20 protein-coding genes are annotated in these 22,705 nt (G+C 46.6%); 12 read left to right on the top strand and 8 right to left on the bottom strand.

Annotated features, from left to right (window positions below; translation table 11 throughout):
• Positions 1–11 precede the first annotated feature (11 nt).
• From nuoI to BLR32_RS00615, 6 genes are read left to right on the top strand one after another with little or no spacing between them, the layout of a single operon-like run.
• Positions 12–521 carry an NADH-quinone oxidoreductase subunit NuoI gene (nuoI, locus tag BLR32_RS00640; RefSeq protein ID WP_089828313.1) on the top strand — a complete coding sequence of 170 codons (510 nt, stop codon included), beginning with the start codon at positions 12–14 and terminating at the stop codon, positions 519–521.
• A 49-nt stretch (positions 522–570) separates the two neighbouring features.
• A complete protein-coding gene (locus BLR32_RS00635; RefSeq protein WP_089829846.1) occupies positions 571–1,068 on the top strand; it encodes an NADH-quinone oxidoreductase subunit J family protein in 498 nt (165 codons plus the stop codon).
• A 47-nt stretch (positions 1,069–1,115) separates the two neighbouring features.
• Entirely contained in the window at positions 1,116–1,433 is a 318-nt protein-coding gene (nuoK, locus tag BLR32_RS00630) for an NADH-quinone oxidoreductase subunit NuoK (RefSeq protein ID WP_089828312.1), read from the top strand.
• A 43-nt stretch (positions 1,434–1,476) separates the two neighbouring features.
• Positions 1,477–3,381 (top strand): NADH-quinone oxidoreductase subunit L, encoded by a 1,905-nt coding sequence (gene nuoL / locus BLR32_RS00625; RefSeq protein WP_089828311.1) that lies wholly within the window; start codon positions 1,477–1,479, stop codon positions 3,379–3,381.
• 46 nt (positions 3,382–3,427) lie between these two features.
• Positions 3,428–4,864: a complex I subunit 4 family protein gene (locus BLR32_RS00620; protein WP_089828310.1), complete on the top strand. Its 1,437-nt coding sequence runs from the start codon at positions 3,428–3,430 to the stop codon at positions 4,862–4,864.
• A 27-nt stretch (positions 4,865–4,891) separates the two neighbouring features.
• Positions 4,892–6,265 carry an NADH-quinone oxidoreductase subunit N gene (locus tag BLR32_RS00615; protein ID WP_089828309.1) on the top strand — a complete coding sequence of 458 codons (1,374 nt, stop codon included), beginning with the start codon at positions 4,892–4,894 and terminating at the stop codon, positions 6,263–6,265.
• Positions 6,266–6,337: 72 nt separating this feature from the next.
• Here the strand turns inward: BLR32_RS00615 and BLR32_RS00610 are convergent, their stop codons facing one another.
• Complete coding sequence (locus BLR32_RS00610) at positions 6,338–7,384, bottom strand: phosphotransferase enzyme family protein (RefSeq protein WP_089829845.1); 1,047 nt, start codon at positions 7,382–7,384, stop codon at positions 6,338–6,340.
• Between the two features lie 78 nt (positions 7,385–7,462).
• Positions 7,463–8,476 carry a LacI family DNA-binding transcriptional regulator gene (locus BLR32_RS00605; protein ID WP_089828308.1) on the bottom strand — a complete coding sequence of 338 codons (1,014 nt, stop codon included), beginning with the start codon at positions 8,474–8,476 and terminating at the stop codon, positions 7,463–7,465.
• A gap of 55 nt (positions 8,477–8,531) precedes the next feature.
• Here BLR32_RS00605 and BLR32_RS00600 point away from each other — a divergent pair, with 55 nt between their 5' ends.
• The 5 genes from BLR32_RS00600 to BLR32_RS00580 all read left to right on the top strand — a co-directional run bounded on the left by BLR32_RS00600 (position 8,532) and on the right by BLR32_RS00580 (position 13,989).
• Positions 8,532–9,803, top strand: coding sequence for an ABC transporter permease (locus BLR32_RS00600; protein ID WP_089828307.1), 1,272 nt, complete (start codon positions 8,532–8,534; stop codon positions 9,801–9,803).
• A 32-nt stretch (positions 9,804–9,835) separates the two neighbouring features.
• Positions 9,836–11,176: a gluconate:H+ symporter gene (locus tag BLR32_RS00595; RefSeq protein WP_089828306.1), complete on the top strand. Its 1,341-nt coding sequence runs from the start codon at positions 9,836–9,838 to the stop codon at positions 11,174–11,176.
• A gap of 23 nt (positions 11,177–11,199) precedes the next feature.
• A complete protein-coding gene (locus BLR32_RS00590; RefSeq protein WP_089828305.1) occupies positions 11,200–11,661 on the top strand; it encodes a RidA family protein in 462 nt (153 codons plus the stop codon).
• 132 nt (positions 11,662–11,793) lie between these two features.
• Positions 11,794–12,897, top strand: coding sequence for a D-TA family PLP-dependent enzyme (locus BLR32_RS00585; protein ID WP_089828304.1), 1,104 nt, complete (start codon positions 11,794–11,796; stop codon positions 12,895–12,897).
• A gap of 21 nt (positions 12,898–12,918) precedes the next feature.
• Positions 12,919–13,989 carry a dipeptidase gene (locus tag BLR32_RS00580; protein WP_089828303.1) on the top strand — a complete coding sequence of 357 codons (1,071 nt, stop codon included), beginning with the start codon at positions 12,919–12,921 and terminating at the stop codon, positions 13,987–13,989.
• 3 nt (positions 13,990–13,992) lie between these two features.
• Here BLR32_RS00580 and BLR32_RS00575 read toward each other — a convergent pair whose 3' ends face one another.
• From BLR32_RS00575 to BLR32_RS00550, 6 genes are all read right to left on the bottom strand, one after another.
• Positions 13,993–14,385 carry a hypothetical protein gene (locus BLR32_RS00575; RefSeq protein WP_089828302.1) on the bottom strand — a complete coding sequence of 131 codons (393 nt, stop codon included), beginning with the start codon at positions 14,383–14,385 and terminating at the stop codon, positions 13,993–13,995.
• A gap of 124 nt (positions 14,386–14,509) precedes the next feature.
• A complete protein-coding gene (locus tag BLR32_RS00570; RefSeq protein ID WP_089828301.1) occupies positions 14,510–15,241 on the bottom strand; it encodes a hypothetical protein in 732 nt (243 codons plus the stop codon).
• Positions 15,242–15,325: 84 nt separating this feature from the next.
• Complete coding sequence (rplI, locus tag BLR32_RS00565) at positions 15,326–15,772, bottom strand: 50S ribosomal protein L9 (protein WP_089828300.1); 447 nt, start codon at positions 15,770–15,772, stop codon at positions 15,326–15,328.
• Between the two features lie 61 nt (positions 15,773–15,833).
• A complete protein-coding gene (gene rpsR, locus BLR32_RS00560; RefSeq protein ID WP_089828299.1) occupies positions 15,834–16,100 on the bottom strand; it encodes a 30S ribosomal protein S18 in 267 nt (88 codons plus the stop codon).
• Between the two features lie 4 nt (positions 16,101–16,104).
• The gene (gene rpsF / locus BLR32_RS00555; RefSeq protein WP_089828298.1) at positions 16,105–16,455 is read right to left on the bottom strand and encodes a 30S ribosomal protein S6; all 351 of its coding nucleotides are present in this window, start codon (positions 16,453–16,455) and stop codon (positions 16,105–16,107) included.
• Positions 16,456–17,276: 821 nt separating this feature from the next.
• Positions 17,277–20,543 carry an Ig-like domain-containing protein gene (locus tag BLR32_RS00550; RefSeq protein WP_089828297.1) on the bottom strand — a complete coding sequence of 1,089 codons (3,267 nt, stop codon included), beginning with the start codon at positions 20,541–20,543 and terminating at the stop codon, positions 17,277–17,279.
• 322 nt (positions 20,544–20,865) lie between these two features.
• Here BLR32_RS00550 and htpG point away from each other — a divergent pair, with 322 nt between their 5' ends.
• Positions 20,866–22,701: a molecular chaperone HtpG gene (gene htpG, locus BLR32_RS00545; RefSeq protein WP_089828296.1), complete on the top strand. Its 1,836-nt coding sequence runs from the start codon at positions 20,866–20,868 to the stop codon at positions 22,699–22,701.
• Positions 22,702–22,705 lie beyond the last annotated feature (4 nt).

The raw sequence follows: 22,705 nt of genomic DNA, 5'->3' as shown, positions 1-22,705 counted from the left end.
AATAGCATAATATGCAAGCTTTAACAAGTAGGGCAAGACAGGTAGACCGTAAGCCGATGACCTTCATCGAGAAGATCTATTTGTGGAATATTATAAAGGGGATGATCATCACCTTTAAGCATATCTGGAAGAGGAAGGAAACAGTGCGTTATCCGGAGCAGAAGCGTCCGTTCAGCCCTGTATTCCGTGGTCTGCATATATTGAACCGTGATGCTGAAGGCCGTGAGAACTGTACTGCATGTGGTTTATGTGCAGTAGCGTGTCCGGCAGAAGCGATCACAATGGAAGCAGCAGAAAGAAAACCAGGTGAAGAACACCTGTACCGTGAAGAGAAATACGCTGCCCGTTATGAGATCAATATGCTGCGTTGCATTTTCTGTGGTTTTTGTGAAGAGGCTTGTCCGAAAGATGCTATCTATCTGACAGAAACATTTGCACCTGCTAACTACAAACGCGAAGGTTTCATTTATGGAAAACAGGACCTGCTGATTCCAGCGCCTGGTGAAAAGAATAAAGCATAATAAAAGACAGTCTTAGCTAAAACACATAATAGTCATTATAGCAATGGGAATGAGTTTACAACAAATCGTTTTCGGGGTACTTTCAATCATCTCTATTATATCCGCCCTGGGCGTGATATTGAGTAAGAATCCCGTTACCAGTGTCCTTTGCCTGATAGTAACCTTTTTCACCATAGCGGGGCACTATATTATGCTCAACGCACAGTTCCTGGCTGTGGTGCATATCATCGTATATGCGGGAGCGATCATGGTATTGTTCCTGTTTGTGATCATGTTAATGAACCTGAATGCAGAAATAGAACCGCAGAAGCGCAACTGGCTGAAATATGCCGGCGCTATCAGTGGTGGTGCCCTGTTGCTCGTATTACTGGGTGCACTCCGTGAAGCCGATGTAACACCTATTCAACCCGGAGCAGCAGAAATAGGGCTGATCTCCAACCTTGGTAAAACTTTATTCAATCAATACGTAGTTCCTTTTGAAGTCAGCAGCATCCTGTTCCTGAGTGCCATGGTAGGTGCGGTGATCATCGGGAAAAGGGAAGCATAACCACAACATCTGTAAATCGTCATTGATCAATTTGTAATTCTTTAAAGATGCCTGTTCAATATTACATTTTCTTAAGCATAGCACTCTTTTGCATTGGGGTGACCGGTGTGCTGATGCGCAGAAATGCCATTATTATTTTCATGTGCGTAGAGCTGATGCTGAATGCAGTAAACCTGCTGCTGGTAGCCTTCTCTAAAATGTGGGCAGACGCTGGTCGTGTAGATGCCAGCGGCGCGCAGATCTTTGTATTCTTTATCATGGTGGTAGCTGCCGCGGAAGTTGCCGTAGGACTGGCCATTATCGTAATGGTATACAGGAATTCACAGTCGGTGGATATTAATATCATGAACAGGCTGAAGAACTAACAGCTTGAATCGTAATTGTAAATCGTAATTAGTATTTGAATAGATGATACATCTAGTTTGGCTGGTACCATTTTTACCATTATTAGGTTTCCTGGTGAATGGATTGGGAAGAAGATACCTCTCCAAATCACTGGCGGGTATAGTAGGAAGCGGAGCTGTATTAGCTGGCTTTGTAATTAGCTTGCTGATCTTCCTGGAAGTAAAAGCCCCCGGGTTTCAGGCACAGACAGTGCAGTTGTTTGATTTTATTTCTGTAGGTAGCCTGCACATTCCATTCGCATTCCAGGTAGACCAGCTGAGCGCTTTATTTTTGCTGATCATTACCGGTGTTGGTTCACTGATCCATATTTACTCTACTTCTTACATGCATGATGAAACCAGCGAAGGGTTTGCACGTTATTTCGCTTACCTGAACCTGTTCGTTTTCTCCATGCTGATACTTGTACTGGGCGCCAACTATGTGATGATGTTCATCGGATGGGAAGGCGTAGGGCTCTGCTCTTACCTGCTCATCGGGTTCTGGTTCAAGAATACCGCTTATAACAATGCTGCCAAGAAAGCCTTCATCATGAACCGTATCGGTGACCTCGGCTTCCTGCTGGGTATATTCGGACTGATCGTGAAGTTTGGCAGTGTTACTTTCCCTGAAGTATTTGAAAAAGCAGCAGCCATTGGCCAGGGTGATAAGATGATCCCTGTTATCGCCATCCTGCTGTTTGTAGGTGCTGCCGGTAAATCTGCCCAGCTGCCTTTATATACCTGGTTACCGGATGCGATGGCGGGTCCTACTCCTGTATCTGCCCTGATCCACGCAGCTACGATGGTAACAGCAGGTATCTATATGATCGCACGTAGCAATGTGTTATACACCCTGTCTCCATGTATTCAGACCGTTGTTGCAATAATAGGTTTGGCTACAGCGGTGCTGGCAGCTACCATCGCCCTGAAACAGGATGATATCAAGAAAGTACTGGCTTACTCTACCGTGAGTCAGCTGGGATATATGTTCCTCGCACTGGGCGTAGGCGCTTATACCACTGCGGTGTTTCACGTAATGACACACGCATTCTTCAAAGCCCTCTTGTTCCTTGGTTCCGGTTCTGTGATCCACGCAATGGGCGGTGAACAGAATATCAATAAAATGGGCGGACTGAAAAAATACATGCCGGTTACGCACATCACATTCCTGATCGGCTGTCTGGCTATCGCCGGTATTCCTGGTCTGTCAGGTTTCTTCTCTAAAGATGAGATCCTCGCTGAAACTTTCGCCTTCAATAAGATCATGTATGCAGTAGCCCTGATCACAGCGCTGATGACTGCCTTCTACATGTTCCGTTTATACTACATCACTTTCTGCGGCAAGTTCCGTGGTACACACGAACAGGAACATCACCTGCACGAAAGTCCGGTGGCTATCACTATTCCGCTGATCGTACTGGCTATTCTTTCAGTAATAGGCGGTTATGTTGGTCTGCCGGAAGTATTCGGTACACACAGCCTCCTGAAAGAATACCTGGCGCCTGTATTTGCAGGTTCAGTGCCATTCGTACATGAACATGAGCATTTGTCCCACAACACAGAATGGCTGCTGATGGGATTAAGCTCTGTGCTGGTGATCATCACCATCTTCTTTGCACGCAGCTGGTACCGCAATTATGAAGACAATGGAGAACCACGTACCGGTATTGCCAAAGTACTGGAAAACAAATGGTATGTGGATGAGTTATACGATGCAATCATAGTGAAACCCCTGATGATGTTGAGCCGTTTCTTTGAAGAAGCGATTGAGAAATCAGGTATTGACAGGTTGGTAAATGGCGTAGGTCGTGGCGTACACTGGGGCAGCCAGCAGGCAAGACTGCTGCAGAGCGGACAGGTAGGCTTCTACATCTTCGCCATGGTAATCGGAATGGTAGTTTTATTTGTGATAGGCTTTCTGCTGAAATAGGAGAAACCAGCACCATCATTAAAAAAGGACAAGTTTAGATATAATTATGTTGACAGTATTACTCATATTGATTCCTTTAGTTGCGGGCCTGATTACGTTTGGTCTGAAGGGGTCTGGACCGAAAGCGCTGGGTTTGATAGCATCCCTGGCTTCGCTGGCAGTAACGCTTGGTGCCTTGTTCCAGTTCCGGACTGCCCCCGCCAGTCTGCAGTTCACTGCAAACTGGATACCTCAGCTGGGTGCACAGTTTAGCGTAGGACTGGATGGCATGGGCCTGATGCTTTGTTTACTGACAGCCATTTCTTTCCTGCTGATCTTTATTGTTATTTTCAACAGGGAATATGAGCGTGCAAACAGCTTTTACGGTCTGATGCTGCTTTCTCAGGCAGGACTGGTAGGTGTTTTCACCGCTTATGATGCTTTGTTGTTCTACGTTTTCTGGGAACTGGCACTGATTCCGGTGTACTTCCTCTGCTCACTCTGGGGTGGCGAAAAACGTATTCCTGTTACATTCAAATTCTTCGTATACACTTTTGCAGGTTCACTGCTCATGCTGATAGGCCTGATCTATATCTACCTGCAATCACCTGAGCACTCCTTCAGCTACGCCAGCTTTATTAATAGCGGAGTAGCGCCGCAGGACCAGTCATGGTTGTTCTGGCTGTTCTTCGTGGCATTTGCTATCAAGATGCCGATCTTCCCTTTCCATACCTGGCAGCCGGATACCTACGAACAGTCTCCGACACCTGTGACAATGGTGCTTTCCGGTATCATGGTGAAGATGGGTTTATTTGGTGTGATCCGCTGGTTACTGCCTGTACTGCCGAAAGGCGCTTATATGTGGTCTGATGTGGCCATCGTGCTGTCTATCATCGGTATCATATACGCATCCTGCATCGCTATCGTACAGTCAGACATCAAACGCCTGATCGCTTACTCTTCCATTGCCCACATCGGCCTGATGAGTGCAGCAATCTTCACCAACAATGAGCAGAGCTTACAGGGTATGATGGTGCAGCTGTTCAACCACGGTATCAATATCATCGGTCTCTGGATCATCGTAGAGATCATCCAGCAGCGTCTGAAGATCAAGAACCTGAACGAGATGGGTGGTATCGCGCAGTATGCGCCGGGTATCGCTATCTTCCTCGTAACCATCAGCTTCGCCAATATCGCATTACCACTGACCAACGGTTTTATCGGGGAGTTCCTGATGCTGAGCGGTCTGTACCAATATAATGTATGGTTTATGGCGGTTGCCGGTCTGGGTGTTATCCTGGGAGCGGTTTATACGCTGAATATGGTGCAGAAGGTGATCTTCGGTCAGAGCAATGCTTTGACAGAGACCACTACCGACCTGAAAGGAAATGAGTTGCTGGTACTGAGTATTATCGTAGTGATCATTCTGGTATTAGGTGTATATCCAAAGCCTATGCTGGAACTGGTAAGCAGCACTACTGAATTGGTTAACAAGGTTTATTAAAAAGTTGTTCTTTCGTAACACAGGAATATGAATGCATTAATATCTACTGCTTTATCGGGCGTTGTAATGATGTTTGCGGGTTTATTTGTAAGTAATAAGCAGCGCATTAAGTTTATAGCCATAGTTGTTCTGCTGGCTTGTCTGGTAGCCAACCTGGCTGAGTTATCCACCATTGAAGCAGGTGACCGTACCTTGTACGGCATGATCACTATCAGCCGTTTCAGCATTCTGTTCAATGCCATTGCATTGGGCGCTACACTGATTTTCTTCCTGCTCTCGGGCAGTGCGTTTGAGAATGTAGGAGAGCATGTGTCGGATTATTTCGCACTGATCTTTTTCATCCTTTCAGGTATCACACTGGCATCTACTTTCAGCAGTTTATTAATGCTTTTCCTGGCAATAGAGATCATTTCTATTCCACAGTATATACTGGCAGGCAGCGATAAAAAGACGCCTAAAAGCAGCGAGGCTTCCCTGAAATACTTCCTGATGGGTTCCTTCTCTACCGGTATCCTGCTGATGGGTATCACCCTGATCTACGGAGCTACCGGTACTTTCAATGTAGCCGACCTCGGACTGGGCGCCGGCAAAGTGAATACACTGGCATTGTGCGGTATCATCCTGGTGGCTTTCGCATTATCTTTCAAAGTATCTGCAGCGCCATTCCACTTCTGGACGCCTGACGTATATGATGGTTCACCTACCGTATTCACTTCTTTCATGGCAACCGTGGTAAAAGCCGGTGGTTTCATCGCTTTCATCAGGATCTTCCATGGCGCCTTTATAGGTGAGCGTATTACCGCAGACTGGCAGCTGCTGCTGGCTATCATCACAGCCGCAACCCTGATCATCGGTAACTTTACAGCAGTATTCCAGCAGAGCGTAAAACGTATGCTGGCCTACTCCAGTATCGCCCAGGCAGGTTTTATGCTGCTGGCGGTAGTATCAATTAACACACATGCTACACAGGGTATTGTGTTGTATGCAGCAGCTTACAGTGTAGCTACCATCGGTATCTTCGCTGTGATGATCAAACTGAAAGATTATACTTTCGATGGTTTCAATGGCCTGGCGCGTACACAACCTGTACTGGCTATCACAACTACTATCTTTGTATGTTCACTGGCAGGTATCCCGGCCACAGCAGGTTTCTTTGCTAAATACTTTGTACTGACAGCCGCTATAGAGCAGGGTAACCTCCTATGGCTGGTAATTGTGGCTGTTATCTGTGCCGCTATCAGTGCTTACTATTACTTCCGTGTCATCATTGCGATGTACTTCAAACAGGGCGAAGCTGAAACAGCACCTATCACCAGCGGTTTCAAAGTGATGCTCATCATCACTGCAGCGATTGTGATACTGCTGGGTATCTTCCCCGGACTATTACTAGAGCTTATTTAAGATAAAATAGAAATAGAAAAACCGGCCACTCGGCCGGTTTTTTGTTGGTGCTGCTTTTCAAACGAAGTGGCGTTAGTGTGTCGCCACAGAAGAAAGAGTTTGCTCCTGTTGAGTAATGCTTTCAAGCAATGTAAGCTGGTTCCTCGCCCGCAACAGGTTATGTTGCTCATATCTTGCTCCGTAGTAAATATCATTGTTGAAGTAATCCGTCAGAAAACGGATGGCCTGCATATAGACCATAAACTGTCCAGCATACACAAGGTGCGCGCGTTCCGTAACACTCAGTTCATCTTTCATCTCACTGAGGTATCCATTCATGATCGCTGTATAGTATTCTTTTCTCACCTGCACTTTACTGAGATCCGTTTCTTCCTCACTGACAGGAGAGAGATAGGTACGCATCATATCTCCGAAATCACTGATGAAATATCCCGGCATGACGGTATCCAGGTCTATCACACAGATACCTTTGTTGTCAGCATCAAACAGCACATTGCTGATCTTCGTATCATGATGCATCACTCTTACTTTAAAATAAGGGCTATGCCGGATAGCTGTGAATATATCTGTCAGATGGTTATATCTGCGGATAGTATTGATGTCTTCACGCGCTTCGGCAATACGTGCAGCGTTACCTTGTTTAACAGCCTGCTCAAACTGGGCGTAACGCAAAGTAAGGTTATGAAAGTCGGGTAGCGTAACCTGTATCTCATCGATATTCATGCCCGACAACAATCTTGTAAAACGCCCAAACTGTCTGGCTGCTTCATATGCCAGCTGTTCGTTGTTCACCACATCATAACTGCGCGAGTTGGCCACAAATGGCTGCAGGCGGAAATATTCTCCCTCCGGTGTAATGACCATATCCTGTTTGTCTATGGTCTGTACGGGCTGCACAAAGAAATAATCAGGATGATATTTATCCAGGTACTGTCCGATAGCACTGATGTTCTGTGCAATCAGCGCAGGCTTTTTAAACACCTGGTGATTGATGCGCTGCAGGATATAATTTTTATCAGCATGAGATACTTTCCAGGTGGCGTTAATAAGCCCACTGCCGAATGGCTGGATGCTACATTCATCCATCACTAATCCATAAGCTGTTAATATTCCTTGCATTGCTGGTTGATAAGATTGCGATGCTTCAAACATAACGATAAGAATTGAGAGAATGATTGGACAAACGGTTGCGCAAATTTACCTGGCAGGTGCAATCACCAGGCGGGAATCGATCACAATCTGTTGATATTGATCCGGGGAGAGTTTACCCGACAGGAGCTCCAGCAGGATCTCAGTGGCTTTTTGTCCCTGGAGGTATGGATACTGCTCTACAGAGGCCAGGGGAGGGAATGCCATATAACTGCTCAGCGGCAGATTGGCGTAACTAACGAAAGTAATATCCTTATTGATCTCCAGGCCCTGTTCAAGCGCATATTGCACGGCATCCTGGGATACATAGTCATTGAAGGCCACGATAGCAGTGATCTTTCTTTTATGTGCCAGTAGTTGCCGCATAGCGTTGCGGGTGCCTTCTTTTGTGAGATCAGCGTTTATATTGAGACTGGCGTCGTATTTTAAGCGCTGCAACTGCATGGCTTTCTGATAGCCTGCAGTACGTTGCTGACTGGCAATCAGTTTTTCGGGCCCATTGATCATCCCGATCACACGGTGACCGCGTTGCAGCAGGAAGGAAACAGCCTGTATAGTACCCGATTCCATATTCGAAGCCACATAATGAATGTTGGGCATATTGGGAATACGGTCAAAGAATACGACAGGGATATTATACTTCCGCAGCATTTCAAAATGTGCGTAATTCACGGTATTCTTGGCCAGGGAAACCAGTAGCCCGTCCACCCGGTGGTTCTTCATTATTTCCACGATCTTCTGCTCCCTGGTGGTATCATCGTGAGATTGCCCCAGCAGTACCATGTAATTGCTCTTATTGGCGGTATCTTCTATGCCACTGATGGCGGCTGAGAAGAAAGCCTCCGATAATTCCGGCAATACAATCCCCAGGGTAAAAGTTTTTTTCTGCTGAAAGAAAATAGCGGTCTGATTGGGTTCATATTGGAGTTCCCGGGCCAGCTCCTGTACTTTCATCCTGGTTCTCAGCCCGATACGCGGATGATTGTGCAGCGCCCTGGAAACGGTCGAAGCAGCCAGATTCAGCCTTTTGGCAATTTCTTTTATGGTTGGAGGATTCGGCATCAGGCCATTTGTATAATAAAAGTAGCGGAAAAAAACTTTTTATTAACTTTAAATCATGCAGTTCCGTGACACATTTTCCCTCGCCTTTCGCTCTGTTAGCGGCAACCGTTTGCGCGCAGGGCTCACTGTAGCCATCATTGGTTTTGGTATTATGGCCCTGGTGGGCATTTTTACCGCCATTGACAGTATGAAAAACAGTATCTATAGCAGCTTTGCCAATATGGGAGCCAACAGCTTCAATATCCAGAGCCGGGCACTGAGGATACGTATTGGTGGTGGAGGAGGAGCAACAAAAGGCGACAAAAAATCCAAAGTAAAAACGTCCAATAGTAATATTCCCATTACTTACAAGGAAGCTATGGACTTTAAGCAACAATATACCTTCCCGGCGGTGGTAAGTGTGTCAACCAATGCCACCGGTAATGCCACTGTGTACAAGGATGACAAGAAGACGAATCCCAACGTACGCGTGATAGGAGGGGATGAGAACTACCTGCGTTTATCAAACTATACACTGCGTGATGGTCGTAACCTGAACCTGCTGGATGTGGAGTCAGGCAGGAATGTAGCCTTGCTTGGTATGGATGTAGCAAAGAAACTGTTCGGTGATAACCTGCGGAATGTAGTTAACAGCAGTATCCGTGTGGGTAATGTGCGTTACCGCGTTGTGGGTGTATTGCAGCCAAAAGGAAACAGTGGCTTTATGAGCGCCGACAATGTGGTTATTACAACGGTGAATAATACACGCAGAATATTTAACAATCCGAATATAACATACAACCTGGGTGTTTCTGTAAAAGATATCACCAAAATGGAATCTGCGATAGGCGAAGCTACTGGCCTGTTCAGGATCATCCGCCATCTCACGCTTAAAGAAGAAGAAAATTTCTATATCAATAAAAGTGACAGTGTTGCAGAGATGCTGTTTAACCTCTTAGGTGTGGTCGTATTTGCCGCCATCCTGATTGGTGCGATCACATTGTTTGGTTCTGCTATCGGATTAACGAATATCATGCTGGTATCGGTAGCAGAGCGTACCCGCGAAATAGGTGTTATCAAGGCATTGGGTGCCACCAGGAAGGTGATATGGCAACAGTTCCTGTACGAAGCTGTTATCATCAGTCTGTTGGGTGGCTTGCTGGGTGTGATTCTGGGAATGCTGGTAGGAAACATCGTATCATTATTATTGAAAACCGATTTTATCATTCCGTGGTTATGGATAACGACAGGGATAGTCATCTGTGCCGCTGTAGGGCTGGCATCAGGTATTTATCCTGCCATTAAGGCTTCACGTCTGGATCCGATAGTTGCATTACGTTACGAATAATTAACAGGCTATTGCCAACATCCAACTAATTCATGGCTTTAATAGGTGTAGTATTTGCTTCCATCCTGCTGCTGGTATTACTGGTAGCGTATTTCCGCTTAAATACATTCATTGCATTCCTCATTGTATGCCTCTTTATGGGCATGGCGCTGAACCTTGTCAGGGAACCGGCAGAGAGAATGTCTATTGCGGATATTACCCAATCCATTCAGACGGGGATTGGCAAAACCCTGGGCTCACTCGTTATCATTATCGTATTTGGCAGTATGCTGGGTAAACTGGTAGCTGAAAGTGGCGCTGCGCAACGCATTGCCAATGGATTGATGCAGGTGTTCGGACGTAAATATGTGCAGTGGTCGCTGATGCTGACAGGTTTTATTGTCGGCATTCCCTTGTTCTATAATATCGGTTTCGTACTGATGGTACCGCTGATCTTTACAGTAGCAGCACGTACCAAATTGCCTGCCGTATACCTGGGTATTCCGATGCTGGCCTCATTGTCGGTCACGCATGGCTATTTACCGCCGCATCCTTCGCCTACGGCTTTGGTTGGAGCCTTCCATGCCAATATGGGATTAACGCTGATATATGGCCTCCTGGTAGCTATTCCGGCTATTGTACTGGCAGGTCCTGTTTTCAGTCGTTTCCTAAAAAAATATACACAGGAGCCTGCACAGCTGTTCACCGCCGCAGCCCTGCCGGATAACCAGTTGCCAGGTATGGCTACCAGCATACTGGCAGCCTTGTTGCCTGTTTTGCTACTGGCCACCACCTCACTGCTGAAGCTCAAAGCAGCGCCTGACAGTGCGCTCTTCAACATCGCCAGCTGGCTGGGAGACCCAGTGATCGTGATGTTGCTCGCAGTGCTCAATGGTGCATATGTACTGGGCCTCCGCAGAGGATGGCCTATTAAAAAAGTGATGGGTGTGATGGAAGATGCTATCCGTGATGTATCTGTTATCATCCTGATCATCGGTGGTTCCGGCGCACTGACGCAGATGTTGCTGGATAGTAAAGTAAGTGATGTGATAAAGGATGGATTAGGTAGCATGCACATGAACCCACTGATATTAGCATGGAGCATTGCAGCATTGATCCGCGTAAGCGTGGGTTCTGCTACCGTAGCGGGACTGACAGCCGCGGGTATTGTGGCGCCATTGGTAGTAGGCACAACAGTACATCCAAGTCTGATGGTACTGGCTACCGGAGCCGGCAGTCTTATGTTCTCTCACGTGAATGACGGCGGCTTCTGGATGTTCAAGGAATATTTTAATTTGTCTGTGAAAGATACTTTCAAAACCTGGTCAATTATGGAAACCATCGTTTCTGTTGTAGGACTGGTCGGGTGTTTGATCTTAAACCTCTTTATCTAACTTATAAGCAAAACAGTGATCGTATGACACCAACAGAAAATTTTAACGCATTAGGATTATCAATGCCTCCAGCGCCAACGCCATTGGGTGTATACAAGCCATGCCTCGTAGATGGCAAATACCTGTATCTGTCTGGTCATGGTCCTGTACAGGATGATAAGAACCTGATCATTGGCCGTATTGGTGTTGACTTCGATATGGAACAGGGTAAACTGGCTGCAAGACAGGTAGGTCTCACTATGCTGTCTACCATTGTAGCTAACCTGGGTAGCCTGGACAAGGTAAAACGTGTAATTAAAGTATTAGGTATGGTGAACTGTTCACCCGATTTTGGTCGTCATCCTTATGTGATCAATGGTTGCAGCGAACTGTTTGCAAAAGTATGGGGTGAAGAAAATGGTATTGGTGTACGTAGCGCAGTAGGTTTCGGTTCATTGCCAGATAACATTCCGGTAGAGATCGAAGCACTGTTTGAATTGCACTAAATCGATCGGGTGGGGCTGACTAAAAAGTAAAACGAAGGCGTTCAGAATTGCGTAGAAGCTGTTTCGTCTCTATCACCTACCCGAGAAGGGGGACCCTTTTTAGTCAGCACCACCGGGTCTTAATTCATAATCATGCATTGGTACGAATTACATAATATCAATACTGTTGATACGCCTGCGGTACTCGTTTATCCGGAGCGTATGCGTGAGAACATCCTGCTGTTGAAAAAGACAGTAAGTGATGTACAGCGGCTGCGTCCCCATATCAAGACGAGTAAAATGGTAGAAGCCGTGCAGTTGTTGAAGGAAGAAGGGATCAATAAATTCAAGTGTGCCACTATCGCAGAAGCAGAAATGCTGGGATTGGCTGGTGCTGCGGATGTATTGCTGGCTTATCAGCCTATGGGGCCGAAGATCAGCCGGCTGCTGCAGGTAGTGGAACAATATCCTGATACAAAGTACTCCTGCCTGGTCGACAACCGCATTGCCGCAATGGCTATTGCTGCTGTATTCCATGCTGCAAAACGTACTATTCCGGTCTATCTTGATCTGAATATAGGCATGAACAGAACAGGCATTCCTGCCGGCGATGCAGCGCTAGAACTTTACCAGGAGCTGCAGCATATGCCAGGCATCACACCTGTTGGTTTACATGCTTATGATGGTCAGCTGCATGATACAGATGTAGCAGTGCGCAGAGAGAAATGTAATGCAGGTTTTGCGCCGGCAGCAACACTGGCAGCTGCTATTACTGCGACTGGAGCCGTTGCTCCGCAGATCATAGCAGGTGGTACGCCTACCTATGCATTTCATGCAGAACGTCCCGGCGTTGAATGCAGCCCCGGTACCTTCATCTTCTGGGACTGGGGATACCGGCGGGAGCTTCCTGAGCAGGACTTTGCATACGCGGCTGTCGTGGTAACAAGGGTAATCTCTATCATTGATGACAAACACCTGTGTGTAGACCTGGGACATAAATCCATCGCATCTGAGATGCCGCAGCCGAGAGTGCTTTTCCTTGATATACCCGGTGCAACACCAAAGGGACATAGTGAAGAGCATATGGTTGTTGAAGTGCCGGATACTTCCTTATATCCTGTGGGGACGGTGTTCTATGGCGTTCCGGTGCATATCTGTCCGACAGTAGCCCTGCAGGATCGTGTAGGAGTAGTGGAAGACAACAATTGTGTTGCCTATTGGAAAGTAATAGCGCGGGACAGAAAGATCATGATCTAATTTATCAAAAAGAATACTGACATGTTTATAATAGACGCGCATCTCGATCTAAGCATGAATGCGATGGAATGGAACCGTAACCTGCGACTGCCGGTAGAAGACATCAGGAAGCGCGAGGTTGGAATGACTGATAAACCGGATCGTGCGAAAGGAGTGGTGTCATTCCCTGAATTGCGTAAGGGAAATATCGGGCTGGTAGTAGCTACACAGATAGCACGGTTTGTAGCACCTGACAATCCGCTACCCGGCTGGTTCTCGCCTGAGCAGGCATGGGCCCAGACACAGGGACAGCTGGCCTGGTATAAAGCGATGGAGGATGCAGGGGAAATGGTTCAGATCACCAATCTGGCAGCTCTGGAGAAACACCTGGCATTATGGAATGATGGCACGCCAAATACCAGCAAACCTATTGGTTATATCCTCAGCCTGGAAGGGGCGGACTCAATTGTGGATGTTAGTTACCTGCAGCGTGCTTATGACAACGGCTTACGGGCGGTAGGTCCTGCGCATTATGGCCCCGGCCGTTATGCCCAGGGTACAGATGCTACCGGCTTTATGGGACCTAAAGGGCATGCCCTGCTGAAGGAAATGGAAAGGCTGAACATCATCCTGGATGCCACGCATTTGTGTGACGACAGTTTCTGGGAAGCAATGGAGCATTTCCATGGACATGTATGGGCCAGCCATAACAACGTACGTGCATTGGTCAATCATAACCGGCAATTCTCTGATGAGCAGCTCAAGGAACTGATCAGCCGCGGAGCTGTAATAGGAGGCGCCATGGATGCCTGGATGATGGTGCCGGGATGGGTAAGAGGGGTATCTCAGCCTAAGGAAATGGGAGCCTCCCTGGATGTACTGGTCGATCATATGGACCACATCTGCCAGCTGGCAGGTAATGCATTGCATGTGGGAATAGGATCAGACCTGGACGGTGCTTTCGGGAAAGAGCAGAGCCCTTATGACCTGGAGACGATCGCCGATCTCCAGAAGATCCCTGCTTTATTTGCACAGAGAGGATATTCCGCAGCGGATATTGATAACATTATGCATGGCAACTGGCTGAGATTCCTGCGTAAAGCCTGGAGCTAACCACTAATAAAATAACTGTGCCAGGACATTGGTCATGTCATTATTCACTGGTTTCAGCTCCTGGAAACCAGTGAATTGTTCCGGCGTCAGGATTGTTTTCAGTTTCCGCTGGAAGCCGTTATGAAAGCTTTTTAGCTTGGTATCGTATGCTTTTGGGTTACTATTGTTCAGTGAAAGGATGGTAGCCCGCTGTTGCAGAAAGTTGGTAACAGCGCTCAATATTTTTGGTTGCTGGGCTTCTGTTAAGGTCAATGCAGCTTTCAGTTTATTGGTGATAGACTGGGCATTGCCTTCAATATTGGAAAGCGGCTCCTGTTTGACCTGTGCCTGACTGACAGAGAAGACAAAAGTCAGGACTGTCAGCAGCAACAATGATATCCTTAAGGTCTTTTTCATCTGGGGGGATTTATAAGGAAGTTAATGCATTTGTCGCATCCCTGAAAGGGGGAATTCCCTTACAAGCCAAATAAAAAAAGGAACACCGCCAGATGTTCCTTTTCTTCCGGATAAACAGATCCGTTTATTTCATTATCAGTTTCACTGTTTTGGGTATCTCCTTTTCAGAGTCCATCACCACATATTCGGTCTCAATAGTATTATTATCCAGCCATTTCGTTTGTCCGGGACCCCACTTGTCAAACTGCACATCTCCCTCAAGTATCAGCTTATTATCGCGATAGGAGAAGAGCTGGAACCCATTGTTGTAGAATCCTGCAATCAGATCTAATGAGGGGCATATCACATGTTTGTGATCAGGAGAGATGATTGGCCTGCCCCATATATGAGTAGTGTCTCCATTATCGGCATTGACCAGTACACGGTCGTCGGATTCATAGTAACTGCCGAAAACAAGATAATGATGAATCTCGGGTATGTAACCTGCATATACGTAGTCACAGTATACATCAGGGTCGTCCTTTTTATTATTGACAAGGGTTCGTATTTCGCCATTGTTCAGTGTAAATATCAGCGTATCCCCCAGGCGTTTTACATGGGTGCTGTCTTGCTGGAGGTTGGATTCCAGACTATCAGTATGAGGAGTAGATACTACTACTGGAAAGGAAGAGTGTTCCAGCGGATAAATAGTAAAAAACCTGCTGCCGACAGAGAAGGTATCTGTGTCGGCGGGAACTTTTCCAATTGAGGGGGCTTCCTCTATATGTGAAGTATCTGAAGTGCTGTTACTGGTTTCCTGATCATTGCAGGCGGCCATCATGCCTGCAATAAAAAATAGAGGTAAATACTTTTTCATATGATGGCGCAAAGATAAATAACCACATAAAAAAATCCCGTCTCATTTAGAACGAGACGGGATTTTTTGGAAGAATATGTAGTCTTATTCAGCTACTACTTCGAATTCCAGTTCAGCTTCGTTGCCTTTACCGAAATCGAGTCTTGCTTTGTAAGTACCTAACTCTTTTACGTCATCCAGGATGTGGATGCGGCGACGATCGATTTCGTAACCTTTCTGCTCTTTAATAGCACGTGCGATCTGCACACCAGTTACGCTACCGAAGATCTTACCGGAAGTACCGGTTTTAGCGCCAATTTTAACGGGACCTGCTTTCAGCACTTCCACCACTTTGGCAATTTCAGCCAGCATTTTCTCTTCTTTCACTTTCTGCACTTTCAGGCGCTCCTGGAGTTGCTTCAGGTTAGAAGGGCTAGCTTCTACCGCAAATTTCTGCGGGATCAGGAAATTCCTGGCATAACCGTTTCTCACGGTAGCCAGCTCATTTTTCTGGCCCAGGTTATCTACGTCTTGTATTAAGATTACTTGCATTGTTAATTAGTTTTAAGGACCTTTAATTCCCTGGCATAGACCAGGAAGCCAGTAGGTTTGTTTACTTTAAAAGGTCAGTAACGTAAGGTAACAAAGCCATTTGACGGGCTTTTTTAATAGCCTGCGCTACTTTACGCTGGAATTTCAGAGAGTTACCAGTGATACGACGAGGTAACATTTTACCCTGATCGTTCAGGAATTTCTTCAGGAACTCAGCGTCTTTGTAATCCACATACCGGATGCCTAACTTTTTGAAACGGCAATATTTCTTCGCGCGTTTCTCTTGTTTTACGGCGGTTAAGTACTTAATTTCTTGTTTTACTGCCATAATTTTAAGCTTCTACGGTTTTAGAATCAGCGTTCACGCCATGTCTTTTGCGGCCGTTGTACTGTACAGCATACTTGTCTAATGCTGTGATCATGTGACGCAGTACATTTTCGTCACGGTTCAGCTGGATCTTCAGCTTCTCATTGAGGTCGGATGGCGCGCTGTACTCCAGTACCAGGTACATGCCCGTGGTCTTTTTCTGGATTGGGTACGCCAGTGATTTTAATCCCCAGGGATTTTCGTGCGTTACATCTCCGCCGTTCTCTTTAATGAGGTCAGCGAATTTTTTCTGAGCAGCTTTGTAGTCTTCCTCAGACAGCACAGGGGTAAAAATCACCATCAATTCGTAGTTCATAAATTTCCCTGTTTTTGAATTTGTTAAAAAAAATTAGGAGTGCAAAGATACTGAAATTGCTGACACCAGCAAATAAATGCGGGGATTGATTTTTGTACCGCGGGGCGGGGGATTATCGCCCCGCGGTACAAAAATACAGCATTTACGGAGCTGATTGCCGTGGATGATTGTCATTTGTCCCCGGTTGCATCTGCGCGGTATCCGTTCTGTCCCCCCGGGGATCTTCGGTTTCCGGGGATTTCACCGCTACGCGGAACCCGCGGTTATCACCCGTACACACGATCCCAGGGGTATCACCCCCGGCACACTACACCCCGGGGATACCCGGGAGTACCCCGTACAAGCTGCATGAGAATATTGTCTTTAACAATGGCGATAAAAAGGTTTTTTGAGGTTATAAATAGCTTACTTGTCTTACCCGACTAAGCTACCAATAACAATACAAATCGTCATCAAAATAGTATTTATAGGTCACTTCAATATCCCATCGATATATAGATACCCTTTAAATAACCTCTTGATGCCATTTTAGTACTCTAATGGTAAGCCGACTCCAAGCCGATGCTAAGCCGACAGTAAGCTATCCGAACGCTGCAGAAAGATTAATCAACTCCTGTAAGTCTATTACTTTGATGTGCCTGGTAGTTCCTGATTATCAAACCATTCGGTTCAGGCATGCGATGCGAGGGCAGGGGAATATAAAATTTCCTGGTTAGATGTTCTTATTTAGAGCTAAATAGGATATTCGGAATATGTGGCAGCAAAAAAACCGGCCCGTATTGTAATACAGGCCGGCTGAATTAATGGCTTTTTCAAAAAGATCAGTGGTTAACAAGTATCTTGCTTGTCTGGATGCCTTCCTTGCTTTGTACGCGCAGAATATACACACCATTAGACAAATTACTGATATCCAATGTCTTGATATTTCTTCCTTTGTTTACAGTCGTCATGGTCGTCTGTCTCACATGCCCCTGCATATCAACCAGCTGCAGAATGGCCTGTCCTGGTCTTTCGATATCCAGATACACCTGTAACTGATGGCCAAAGATACACCAGAAAAGTTTCTGTATCAGGTCTTTAAGGGTAATAATCACTCTTTCATTGCTGCTATAGCTGACTGTGCCGTCCAATCCTACTGTTTTCAGCCTGTAGTAAGACGATCCCAGCCATGGACGGGTATCATAAGTTACATAACTGTTTGGCAGGGAAGTAGTGCCATGCGCCGACACTGTATCTACGTTTTCGAACTGTTGCTGATTGCGGGAGCGCTGTATCACAAAATAAGCGGTATTCAGCTCATAAGGCGTGCTCCAGGTCAATTTCACATCTCCGGTGTCAACGGTGGCAGAGAAGTCTTCCAGCGGCGCCGGATGGGCCAATACGTGCAGGTTATAGTTTGTCTGCACTGGGTAGTGGTCAGTAGTGGTGCTGCTGTAACTGTTCACCAGTTTTTCCACCTCTATCCTTACACGGGCAGATCCGGGGATGTAGCTCAGTGCCATTTCATCAGAAGCCAGTACATTGTCAATCACGGTGTTAAAAGAAGCGGTTGACTTCTGGCCCTGCAAACTGAGCGGCAGGGTCAGCGGTTTATAATGTGTACTGTCGTTGATGAAATCTATGTAAGAAGTGGTTGTATCTGGCGCCAGTTCTGTCGTGATAGTCTTATTAAGTGCGTCGTTGAAGTCGCCAAGTATCACAAAGTTGGCTGTCGGATACTGGGCATCCAGGCTATCTTTCAGTTCCAGGTTGCCGTTTTTACGCCTGTGCCAGGACTCGATCTTATCTGCGGCAGTACCAGTATTGGCTTTTGCATGCAGCAATACAAAGCGGATCAGGGCGCTGTCGTTGTTCAGCTTAGCCCTGGCTTCCAGGAGGAACGGGAATCTGCCGGATGACCAGTTGTAATAAGCATCGCTGCTGCCACCACGACGTAATACGCCATAAGAGCTTATTCCCTTGATAACGGATGTTTTATACAGGAAGGCCAGTTTCTGGGCGGAAGCGTAATCCACATCCTTGATGCTATCTGCATAAGAACCGAAATCAGAGATAATATAGCTGTATCCAGGCATCTGGTTAGCCACTGCTCTGAAGCGGGCTGTATCTACCACCTCTGCCAGTGCAAAGATGTCTGCATCTAGTTTCTTGAGAATGGTGGTCACATTGGCCTGTTGCAGGCTGTCATTAGCCGGATTCTGGGCGGGACTACCGAACCATTCGATATTCCAGTTTACCACTTTCAGTGAGCGCAGAGAAGTACCGGAAAGCCTGATAGCTGGCACATGGATGCTGTCGCTGTCGAAGGTGATGGTGCCGGTATAGTTCTGATCTGCTGCTGTAGGATGGAATTTCACCCATACTGTCCGTGGACCGTTGAGTGAATCCTGCAGATAGGTCAGCGATTGGCTATATACGCCATTGCTGTCTTTCGCAATAGAGAATCCGGAAGATGACACCAGGACCAGGCTGTCAATGAAGTCGTTGGCCTGGAAGGTAAATGGCAGCGGAGCTGATTGCTGTCCTGCAGGCACATAATCAAAGTCGATGCTGCTGGTATTCAGATCCAGGGAAGGCTTAGGCGCCACAGGACTATTGGTGATATGGAAGTCGTCCAATGTCCAGCGGGCTGCACCAATAGACGGAGAGGAGGTATATACAAAAGCGATATATACATTCGGCTGTTTGAACGCTGCCAGGTTGATACTGTCTGAAACAGTCCAGGTATCTGACAGCAGGGCAGGGAAACGTCCGTTCACTGGTGTCCAGGTAGCAGTGTGCGGATTGCTGATACCATCATAGTTGGAGGATACCATCAATTGCAGGGTAGGACCGGAGAATGCTGTACGGCTGGCAAAATCCAGCAGCGGATAGTCAAAACCGGAAGAAAGATCGAAGGCGGGGGAGATGAGCCAGTCTTCATTTTCTATCGGACCGCCACTGTATCCGTTGATCTGTACGCCGTTGCCGTTCTGTCCGAAGGTGGTACAATCCCATTTCTGAGCACCGCTTACGCTGTATTGTTTGAACCCTCCGGTGATGCTGCCTGTAATGCAGGCGTTGAAGTCGAATGACAACTGCTGCGTACCCGTGGAGAATGCCCAGGTGCTGTTGTCGGTGATGCCTGCAAATACATTGTCGCTGAGGTCAAGTATGGCACCATCATCCAAGGTGATATAGTAGCTGTGCTGCGGTTGCAGCGTCACGGCCAGTGTCAGGCTATTGTTACTGATAATTACTGCGGCACTATCTACAGGGAATACCTGCTGTGTGCCGGCTGTAACGTTGTGCAGTATCAGCTGACCACTGCCCGCCTTGATATTTTCTGTAAAGAAGATAGTAGGCTGAGCGGCTGGCGATACGCCGGTGCCGTTGTTGGCCGGGAAGAGGCTGTCGATAGCGGGTGGCGTTACATCTGCACCGGAGCTGCCGGCTACGATATTGTCGATGGCAAACGAAGGACGGGAGCCGGCGCCACTGATCTGACGGTTTACCCAGCGCAGCTGTACCAGTGGCTGATTTTCGCAGGCAGCTGGCAGTGTCAATGACCTGTGGGCAGAATCGAGCGGTGTAGTCACACCGGAACCGGTTTGCTGAGTGGTACCATTCTGGTACTCAACACCGGTGATATTGGTAAAATTGCCTGTGTTCCCGATACGGTACTGCAGGGTTACTTCATTGATACGGGTGTTGCTGGTACCGTCGTAAGGGTTACGCAGCGTCATTACGTCGTACTGGAGAGCAATGTTGATCTGGCCTGTAGTGTTCAATGCAAGTACCAGTGAGTTATCTACACTGCCGCTATTGAGGAAGCCCAGTTTTCCGGAATAATTATATACGCCGTTGGCAGTGCTGGAGGCGCTGCCGGTTACAAGGGCCTTGTCGGATGCTGGCGGCAGCACATTAAAGTTGCCTGAAGGCGATCCGGAAAGTGTCCATCCCTGCCATCCGTCCGGATAGGTCGTGGATGAGGGTGGTAAGGTACTGAATGGCTGCTGGTAAGGCAGCGACTGGGCAGCGGGTTGCGTCTGCGCGTTGGCATTGGCAAAACAAACTGCAGCAAAGAAAAGGAGTAAAGGTCTTTTCATGTAAATAGAGGTTTTTATAAAGAGGGTTTGGGTAAAAACTTACATCTCAACAGTTCATCGGGGTCAGGATGTTAAAACTACATTTTTTGCGTTAAAATCCGGGCGGTGTTCATATGATTTATTTGTTAAGCTGTGGGTGAAAAAGTGCCATTTCTGCATGTAAGCCTGCTTGGTCGAACAAAGGACGAATAAGCGTCGAATAAGCGTCGAACAAGCGACGGTATGAAAAAGGTCTGTTTTGAGGCCCTCGCCGGACAGTTTGTCAGCTTAATGTCTGCTGGCATATCCTTTGTCAGGAAAACTTTTAAAAAATTTGACACCCATGCAGAAAGGAGCAATACGTGTTCAGACAGAGAACATTTTCCCCATTATTAAGAAATTCCTCTATTCAGACCATGAGATCTTCATCCGCGAACTGGTGAGTAATGCGGTTGATGCTACCCAAAAATTAAAAACATTAGCCAGTGTCGGAGAGTTTAAAGGTGAGCTGGGCACCCCTGAAATTACTGTGAAGCTGGATAAAGAAAAGAAGACACTGACCATTTCCGATATGGGAGTGGGTATGACTGCTGAAGAAGTGGATAAATACATCAACCAGGTAGCTTTCTCCGGTGCAGAAGAATTCCTGAAAAAATACAAGGGTCAGACAGATGGCGCCAATATCATCGGCCACTTTGGTCTGGGTTTCTATTCCTCCTTCATGGTGAGTAACCAGGTAGAGATCTTCTCCAAATCACACAAGCAGGAAGCGCCTGCTGTACGCTGGGAATGTGATGGCAGTCCTGAGTATATGCTGGAAGAGACTACGAAGGAAAACCGTGGTACTGACATTGTGCTGCACATTAATGAAGAAAGTGAAGAATTCCTGGATGAACATCGTATCCAGAACATACTGGAGAAGTTCTGTAAATTCCTGCCTGTGCCTGTAAAATTTGCAGACAAGCAGTTGAATAATACCAACCCGGCATGGACGAAGAAACCAACTGAGCTGACAGAAGAAGATTATCACAATTTCTATAAAGAATTATATCCGTATGCAGAGGCGCCATTGTTCTGGATCCATCTGAATGTGGATTATCCGTTCAACCTGACAGGTATCCTGTATTTCCCTAAGATCAGCAAGAGCTTCGAGGTACAGAAAGACAAGATCAGCCTGTATTCCAACCAGGTATTCGTGACAGATGAAGTGAAGGATATCGTTCCTGAATTCCTGATGTTATTGCATGGTGTGATAGATAGTCCGGATATTCCGCTGAACGTAAGCCGCAGTTATCTGCAGGGAGATCCGAACGTGAAAAAGATCAGCTCTTATATCACTAAGAAAGTAGCTGATAAACTGGATGAGATCTTCCGCAATGACCGTAAGAGTTTCGAAGAGAAATGGGAATCCATCGGCTTGTTTGCCAAGTATGGTATGATGACCGATGATAAATTCCAGGAGAAAGGAAACAAATTCCTGCTCATGGAAGATATTACTGAGGCTGGCAAGTTCTATACACTGGAAGAATACAAGCAAGAAGCAAGTGCTTTGCAGACTAACAAAGATGGAAAGCTGGTTGTATTGTATGCAACAAATGCAGTACAGCAGGATAGCTACATACAGGCTGCGAAGAACAAAGGATATAAGATCGTAAAGCTGGATACTATTATCGATGCTGCGTTCATCAACAATATGGAGCCAAGGTGGGATAGCATGATGTTCACCCGCGTAGATGCTGATATTGCAGATAACCTGGTAGATAAAGATGAAAAGACAGAAAGTGTATTAACATCTGATCAGGAAAGCAAACTGAAGGAACTTTTCCAGCATATTCCGCAGGAGCATGTGAAGGTAGAACTGAAAGGTCTGAGTGCAGATGCCCAGCCAGTGATCGTAACCCGTCCGGAATTTATGCGTCGTATGAAAGATATGGCAGCAGTAGGAGGTAGTGGTATGAGCTGGTATGCCAACATGCCTGATGAGATCAATATGACCATCAATGCAAACCATCCTATCTATCTCCAGATCCTGGAAGAAAATGATAACGATAAACAGCAGAAGCAGGTACGAAATCTGGCAGATTTAGCGTTATTATCTCAGAACCTGCTGACGGGTGCTGACCTTACGGCCTTTGTGAACAGAAGTGTAGAATTAATGAGTGCTGAAAAGAAAAATTAATCCG

The sequence above is a fragment of the Chitinophaga filiformis genome (assembly GCF_900102545.1).
GTDB lineage: Bacteria > Bacteroidota > Bacteroidia > Chitinophagales > Chitinophagaceae > Chitinophaga > Chitinophaga filiformis.
This window is presented reverse-complemented; position numbering and strand designations above follow the sequence as displayed.

Coding starts and splice junctions, on each gene's coding strand:
- nuoI (WP_089828313.1), top strand. CDS start 12: ATGCAAGCTTTAACAAGTAGGGCAAGACAGGTAGACCGTAAGCCGATG.
- BLR32_RS00635 (WP_089829846.1), top strand. CDS start 571: ATGAGTTTACAACAAATCGTTTTCGGGGTACTTTCAATCATCTCTATT.
- nuoK (WP_089828312.1), top strand. CDS start 1,116: ATGCCTGTTCAATATTACATTTTCTTAAGCATAGCACTCTTTTGCATT.
- nuoL (WP_089828311.1), top strand. CDS start 1,477: ATGATACATCTAGTTTGGCTGGTACCATTTTTACCATTATTAGGTTTC.
- BLR32_RS00620 (WP_089828310.1), top strand. CDS start 3,428: ATGTTGACAGTATTACTCATATTGATTCCTTTAGTTGCGGGCCTGATT.
- BLR32_RS00615 (WP_089828309.1), top strand. CDS start 4,892: ATGAATGCATTAATATCTACTGCTTTATCGGGCGTTGTAATGATGTTT.
- BLR32_RS00610 (WP_089829845.1), bottom strand. CDS start 7,384: ATGCAAGGAATATTAACAGCTTATGGATTAGTGATGGATGAATGTAGC.
- BLR32_RS00605 (WP_089828308.1), bottom strand. CDS start 8,476: ATGCCGAATCCTCCAACCATAAAAGAAATTGCCAAAAGGCTGAATCTG.
- BLR32_RS00600 (WP_089828307.1), top strand. CDS start 8,532: ATGCAGTTCCGTGACACATTTTCCCTCGCCTTTCGCTCTGTTAGCGGC.
- BLR32_RS00595 (WP_089828306.1), top strand. CDS start 9,836: ATGGCTTTAATAGGTGTAGTATTTGCTTCCATCCTGCTGCTGGTATTA.
- BLR32_RS00590 (WP_089828305.1), top strand. CDS start 11,200: ATGACACCAACAGAAAATTTTAACGCATTAGGATTATCAATGCCTCCA.
- BLR32_RS00585 (WP_089828304.1), top strand. CDS start 11,794: ATGCATTGGTACGAATTACATAATATCAATACTGTTGATACGCCTGCG.
- BLR32_RS00580 (WP_089828303.1), top strand. CDS start 12,919: ATGTTTATAATAGACGCGCATCTCGATCTAAGCATGAATGCGATGGAA.
- BLR32_RS00575 (WP_089828302.1), bottom strand. CDS start 14,385: ATGAAAAAGACCTTAAGGATATCATTGTTGCTGCTGACAGTCCTGACT.
- BLR32_RS00570 (WP_089828301.1), bottom strand. CDS start 15,241: ATGAAAAAGTATTTACCTCTATTTTTTATTGCAGGCATGATGGCCGCC.
- rplI (WP_089828300.1), bottom strand. CDS start 15,772: ATGCAAGTAATCTTAATACAAGACGTAGATAACCTGGGCCAGAAAAAT.
- rpsR (WP_089828299.1), bottom strand. CDS start 16,100: ATGGCAGTAAAACAAGAAATTAAGTACTTAACCGCCGTAAAACAAGAG.
- rpsF (WP_089828298.1), bottom strand. CDS start 16,455: ATGAACTACGAATTGATGGTGATTTTTACCCCTGTGCTGTCTGAGGAA.
- BLR32_RS00550 (WP_089828297.1), bottom strand. CDS start 20,543: ATGAAAAGACCTTTACTCCTTTTCTTTGCTGCAGTTTGTTTTGCCAAT.
- htpG (WP_089828296.1), top strand. CDS start 20,866: ATGCAGAAAGGAGCAATACGTGTTCAGACAGAGAACATTTTCCCCATT.